Raw genomic sequence first — 6,000 nt, 5'->3', positions numbered from 1 at the left:
CGATGCCGCCGATAAATTTACAAAAGTAATTGACAGTTATACGGATATAAAGGAACTCAATGCTGATATACTCAATGAGCTTATCGACAAAATAGTTGTCCACCACAAGGAAAAGCTCTATGGAAAGACATATCAGCAGGTAGAGATATATTACAGATTCGTAGGCGAACTGAAGGAAACTGTGGCAAAAGCAGCGTAACAATCAAAACTAGAAATTATGTTCGCTTTAAAAACAGTCCTCGGTCGCAGGTTCGAGTCCCGTCACAAGCTCCAATAAAACAGCGATAAATTGGCGTTTCTTCTAAGTGAGGGAACGCTTATTTATTTGACTAAATAGTAAAGTGTCATATTTCTGTCATAGTCGGAATTTGCCTTCATGGAATATCTTTTTTATTATTCACTATGACTTTATCAAGCTGAAACGAACATATCCCGAAAACAGTACCGAATTATAAATTGCTGTAAGCAACGTAAAACAGCCAAATTGGAGAAGGCTTTTTGTAGCTATATATCGTTAATACAGCTACAAAGTTCTATTTATAGGCATCTTGCCGATGCAAAGAAAACATTTAATTAAGAACTCTATCACTATTGACTGCACAAATGGGGAGCTTGATCCTATGACAAAAGCCTTCCTGCAAATGGCTGGTGTATTCGGTGAACTTGAACATGATATGCAGCCGCGTTAAATCTGGCGTTGCAAATGCAAAGGCAAAAGGCAAACAGATCGGAAGAAAACCTGTAACGCTCGCTCAGATTCCGCAAAAGGTAATTGACAAGTACAATCTTTACAAGGGCGGCGAAATTACAAAATGTGAGTATGCGGCAATGTGTGGAATAAGCCGCCCGACATTGGACAAATATATCAATCTTATAACAGAGACATTATAAAACAACAAAGGACAGTCACCAATTGCGGCGGCTGTCCTCTTTTTTTGCAAAGGCATACGGGGGTACATTACATTTACGGCGGCGGTTCTCATGACTGGCAATTGAAAAGGTTATGGAAATATTTCATCGTAAATTTTTGAGAACTCTTGATTATGCGATAATGCAATTATAATAACTGCAAGGAGAAAGAAGCCTAAACGAATAATAATACAATCCCCCCCGAAGCGATTGGCAAATCGTCTCGGGGTAATCATTTATGCAGTTGTCTGTTCACAAATCGACCTTGAAAAACTGCATTTTTTCAGTTATAATAATTAAAAAGAGAGGTGTTGGAGTTGAGCAATATAGTAATTCTTGTTGGCAGTGTGAGAAAAAACGGCAATACTGCGCGGCTGGCGCAGAGCTTTGCAGAAGGCGCTGCAAAGAATAATAACGTGAAGATAGTATCTGTTGCCGATTATAATGTGAATCCCTGCATTGGCTGCAACAGCTGTTTTACACGCGAAGGAAATCAATGCTTTCAGGACGATGACATGGTTCAGATATATGAAAAGCTGAGGAATGCGGACATTGTTGTTATTGCCTCACCTGTATATTTCTACGGTATCAGTGCACAGCTGAAAGCAATCGTGGACAGGCTTCACACGCCTATGAGAAACACATTTCACATTAAAAAACTCGGACTACTTCTTGTGGGAGCAGCAGAGCTTCCGAATCTGTTTGAGCCCATAATCATGCAGTATCAAATGGTGCCGGACTTCTTCAAGCTTGAAAGTATCGGTACGATACTGGTGCGCGGAGTCAAGGACATAGGCGACATAGATAAAAGCCCCACGTTAAAAGAGGCGTATGAGCTCGGAATATCCATAGGTACGTAAAGGAGGTCAAAAATGAACGAAATTGAAAAACTAAAACGTGCAAAGCTGTATATGGACAAGCTTGCTGTTGGGGTGGATCCTAATTCGGGTTTACGAGTTAATGAAGGTGACATTGTACGCGACAGGCGTGTTATAGCCTGTTTTGAATATATTTCGCGCATACTTGAATGGGAGATAGAAGTGTTTGAGAATAAAAGAACCGTTCCTCGCAAAAATAAAAAGGTACAGACTTTCATAACTGATGAACAATTTGCAGAACTGAAACTTAATCTTTTTGATTGCAGAGTAAGTGATATTGCCAACGAAATTAATAGAGTAATTGAACCGAATGGTTCAAAAAAAATACAGGCAGCATGGATAAATGACTGGCTTGAAAGCATTGGTTTGATATGCAAAAATGCAGATGGCTGCCGTGTTGCAACAACAGCAGGCGGTGATATAGGTATTACATCACATATGAAAACAAGAGCTAACGGTGAGGAATACTATCTTAATCTATATTCAATACAAGCACAGACATTTATTTTTGACAATCTGAAAGCAATAATAGCATTTCATTATGAGGACAAACAATGAAAACAGAGACCATCGGTGGCAGAACCTGCCATATCATAATAAACAGTGCTGACCTGCCTACGATATACTTGGGCGAGATGAAAAACAGCTCCGAGACTATTGAAAAAGTCCTTGCGCTGTGCGAGGACATAAAGTGCAACTATATCATTTACGAGGTCGAGGACTGGAACGCCGATTTCTCGCCGTGGGAGTTCACGCTCAACAAGAAAATGTCTTTTTCGGGCGGCGGACGCTCAACGCTGGACTGGCTTGTGAACGAGTGTGTTCCATACTGTGAAAAGGAGTACGGTCTCACGGGAAAGCGTGCCCTCTGCGGATACTCTCTCGCAGGACTTTTCAGCCTGTGGGTGTTCTATGAAAGTCAGGCGTTCAGCGGAGTTATCAGCTGCTCGGGCTCACTGTGGTTCGGGAACTGGATAAGCTACGCCGAGAGCCATACCGCACCGCAGAATAGCTCCGTTTATCTCAGTCTCGGCGACCGCGAAGAAAAGGCTCGCGACCGTATTATGGCGACTGTCGGGGACTGTACTCGCAGGCAGTATGAGCTTGTGTGCTGCGATAAAAACGTGTCCTGTCATATCCTTGAATGGAACGATGGCGGACACTTCAATGAGCCTGAGAACCGTATTGTTAAAGGAATAAACTGGATAGTTTGAGGTGATAACAATGACGATGCAATCAAGAGATTATTTTTATTTCAAAGGGCAAAAATTCACATTGATCGACGTTGAAAAAGGAAAGCAAATCATTGATTTCGGACGTTTTAATATTCCCAAAATAAAACAGGGGTATTGTTCAAGTTGTTGGCGTGGATATACAGCTGTTTATAGTGTGGAAAAGAAACAACTTTGGGGAATAAAATATAATCGCGAGTCAGGAGATATCGAAGATGTTTCAAGAAAAACACCTGTATTTTTCACAGGTAGTTGCATAATTGCTTTAGATAATAATCGTGATTTAAAGAATTCTGATCAGTTGGCTGACTTCTTGAGTTTTGAATATGCTTTTGAATTGCACTTTACAAGGGGAATACTGACTGAAATCAATGATATATCGAAAGCGATTCAAGAAGCAAAAGAACTTGAAAATGATAATCGAGATGAATACTTCAAGGAGCGCGAGTTACTTGCTCGCAAATACCTGAAATACAATTATGATGAGCATAAAACATATAAATGGCGTTATCCAGCAGCAGTAAAATGGGAGAAGGAATTTATAAGGTTTTGGGAATCGAGGCGAAAAAAGAATGAATAGCGATAGTATGTTCAAAAACAAAGTAGCCGTAGTAACAGGCGGCGCAAACGGGATAGGCAAGTGCATAGCCGAAGAATTCCGGAGAAACGGCGCGGCGGTGTGCATTATTGACAAAGCCGAGGGAGACCACTTCGTCGGCGACATTTCCGACAAGACCGTGCTCGAAAAATTCGCACAGCAGGTCATAGCTCAGCACGGACACATCGACTTCCTCGTGAACAATGCTCTGCCACTGATGAGAGGCATTGACGAGTGCAGCTATGAGGAGTTCCAGTATGCGCTGTCAGTGGGTGTGACTGCGCCGTTTTATCTGTCGAAGCTGTTCGCTCCTCATTTCAACAAGGACGGCAGTATCATCAATATTTCGTCCTCACGCGACCGTATGAGCCAGCCTCAGACCGAGAGCTACACGGCGGCGAAGGGCGGAATAGCAGCCCTCACTCACGCTCTTGCAGTAAGCCTTGCAGGAAAGGTGCGCGTGAACTCTATCTCCCCAGGTTGGATCGATACTTCCTACAAAGTCTATGACGGTCCTGACGCATATCAGCAGCCCTGCGGACGTGTGGGAAATCCAATGGATATCGCAAATATGGTGATGTTCCTCTGCTCCGACAAGGCAGGCTTCATCACAGGCGAGAATATCTGCATCGACGGCGGTATGACCAAACTAATGATATATCACGGCGATAATGGCTGGGAGCTGAAATAAACACTTTGCACTCTTTATAAAGTTTTTAGAAAAAAGTATTGACAATTAAAAATGATATTGCTACAATAAAGATACTGTATGAAACTTCGATCGAATGTACAGAACTCTATCTATTCGGAGGTATATTATGACAAAAGACGAACTTCATAGGTATATTGAGGAAAGCAAAGGCAGCAAGAGCAACATCTGCCAGATCTGCGCTTACAAAGACGGGAAAAAGGTGTACAGTGATACATGGCATGATTATAAGAAAGACGACTGCGTACACATAATGTCCGCTACAAAAAGCGTAATGGCGTTGCTGATCGGCATAGCTCTTGATAAGGGACAGATAGGCAGTATCAATGATAAAGTCCTTGACTATTTCCCTGATTATACGGTAAAACGCGGAGAAAAGACCATATACGATGTAACTATCAAGCACCTGCTGACAATGAGAGCACCGTATAAGGGTAAGGGAGATCCGTGGAGCAAGGTTTGTTCAAGCGATAACTGGACATACACTTCTCTTGATTTTCTTGGCGGAAAGAAAGGACTCACCGACGAATTCAACTATAAAACCGTGTGCCTTCATATCCTCTCGGGAATACTGTACAAGGCAACAAATACGAAAACTGTGGATTATGCAAACAAGTACCTTTTTGAACCGTTGGGTATCAAGCCATACAAGATTTTCATAGCCAGATCAGCAGAAGAACACAAGCAGTTTACCATAGAGAAAACTCCCAAAGAGAATGTATGGTTCTGCGATACAGAGGACTTAGGAACTCCCGGCTACGGACTTTGTATGTCAGCCGAGGATATGGCTAAGATCGGGCAGCTTTGTCTGAACAAAGGCGTTTATAACGGAAAGCGTATTATTTCTTCAAGCTGGATAAAAGAAATGACGCACCCAAGAATCATTGAAAATCAGAACTGGCAGGGTATGGAATATGGCTATCTGTGGTGGATATTGGATCGTAAGAAGAATATTTACGCAGCTCTCGGAAACAGCGGAAATGTTATTTACATCAATCCTGATAAGAATATCGTTATATCTGTAGCTTCATATTTCAAACCAACTGTAATGAACAGAGCAGATTTTATCAGGGAATATATTGAGCCATTTGTGTGTGATATATCACGGAGATAACCGCTGGAAGCTGAAATGATAATAAAACCGCAGGAGTTAGTCTCCTGCGGCTATTTTTTTACCAATCATCTTCGTCGTCATACAAGCAGCGGCGTTCTTCCTCCTCTTCTTCACGGCGGTATTCGCTGTCGTCCCAGTTATAGACGTATTCGCCTCTGTCCCAACTGTATCCGTTTTCGTCTATGTATTCGTAATCGCCTGAGTCGTAATTATAACAGTATTTCGGCATATTTTTCACCTCCCAGTGAAACTGTCTTGTTATATCATTCATTAAGTTCTATTATAAGCTTTTTTATTTCGGGTGAGCCTTTTTTGCTTTTTACGGAGAAAATATTGGTGGCAATGCCATTTTTGGAATCTGTAAAAAATGAAATAACGTGATTTTTTCATTATATTTAAAACAACTGACAACATCCTTTTTCACATCGGCTTCTGTTTTGAATTATACATTTAGATCATCAAGTGTAACGCCGTTTTGATAAGCTTCCTTCATTATCGTTTTTTTCTTAGTCTCTGCAAAAATCTGCCGTTGTTTCATAACCCTTTTCATCTACCAGTTT

The 6,000-nt window shown here is 41.5% G+C and carries 10 protein-coding genes; 9 read left to right on the top strand and 1 reads right to left on the bottom strand.

Annotated elements, in window-relative coordinates; genetic code table 11:
• From K6G33_RS03860 to K6G33_RS03820, 9 genes are all read left to right on the top strand, one after another.
• Positions 1-199, top strand: a 199-nt coding sequence (locus K6G33_RS03860) for a DUF4368 domain-containing protein (RefSeq protein ID WP_296776480.1), incomplete at its 5' end; no start/stop codon positions are given.
• Positions 200-554: 355 nt separating this feature from the next.
• Positions 555-689, top strand: coding sequence for a hypothetical protein (locus tag K6G33_RS03855; RefSeq protein ID WP_296776477.1), 135 nt, complete (start codon positions 555-557; stop codon positions 687-689).
• Entirely contained in the window at positions 670-891 is a 222-nt protein-coding gene (locus tag K6G33_RS03850) for a hypothetical protein (protein WP_296776474.1), read from the top strand. The genes K6G33_RS03855 and K6G33_RS03850 overlap by 20 nt, the downstream gene beginning before the upstream one ends.
• A gap of 335 nt (positions 892-1,226) precedes the next feature.
• Entirely contained in the window at positions 1,227-1,769 is a 543-nt protein-coding gene (locus tag K6G33_RS03845; RefSeq protein ID WP_296776472.1) for a flavodoxin family protein, read from the top strand.
• A 12-nt stretch (positions 1,770-1,781) separates the two neighbouring features.
• Positions 1,782-2,345, top strand: coding sequence for a hypothetical protein (locus K6G33_RS03840; protein ID WP_296776471.1), 564 nt, complete (start codon positions 1,782-1,784; stop codon positions 2,343-2,345).
• Positions 2,342-3,001, top strand: coding sequence for an alpha/beta hydrolase-fold protein (locus K6G33_RS03835; RefSeq protein ID WP_296776469.1), 660 nt, complete (start codon positions 2,342-2,344; stop codon positions 2,999-3,001). Before K6G33_RS03840 ends, K6G33_RS03835 begins: the two co-directional genes overlap by 4 nt.
• A gap of 10 nt (positions 3,002-3,011) precedes the next feature.
• Complete coding sequence (locus K6G33_RS03830; RefSeq protein ID WP_296776466.1) at positions 3,012-3,599, top strand: hypothetical protein; 588 nt, start codon at positions 3,012-3,014, stop codon at positions 3,597-3,599.
• 7 nt (positions 3,600-3,606) lie between these two features.
• A complete protein-coding gene (locus tag K6G33_RS03825; protein ID WP_296776485.1) occupies positions 3,607-4,308 on the top strand; it encodes an SDR family oxidoreductase in 702 nt (233 codons plus the stop codon).
• A gap of 127 nt (positions 4,309-4,435) precedes the next feature.
• Positions 4,436-5,440, top strand: coding sequence for a serine hydrolase (locus tag K6G33_RS03820; protein WP_296776465.1), 1,005 nt, complete (start codon positions 4,436-4,438; stop codon positions 5,438-5,440).
• A gap of 58 nt (positions 5,441-5,498) precedes the next feature.
• On the opposite strand, the gene K6G33_RS03815 is transcribed toward K6G33_RS03820, so the two are convergent.
• Positions 5,499-5,669, bottom strand: coding sequence for a hypothetical protein (locus K6G33_RS03815; RefSeq protein WP_296776463.1), 171 nt, complete (start codon positions 5,667-5,669; stop codon positions 5,499-5,501).
• Positions 5,670-6,000: the final 331 nt, after the last annotated feature.

Source organism: Ruminococcus sp. (assembly GCF_024691275.1).
Lineage (GTDB): Bacteria > Bacillota > Clostridia > Oscillospirales > Ruminococcaceae > Ruminococcus.
This window is presented reverse-complemented; position numbering and strand designations above follow the sequence as displayed.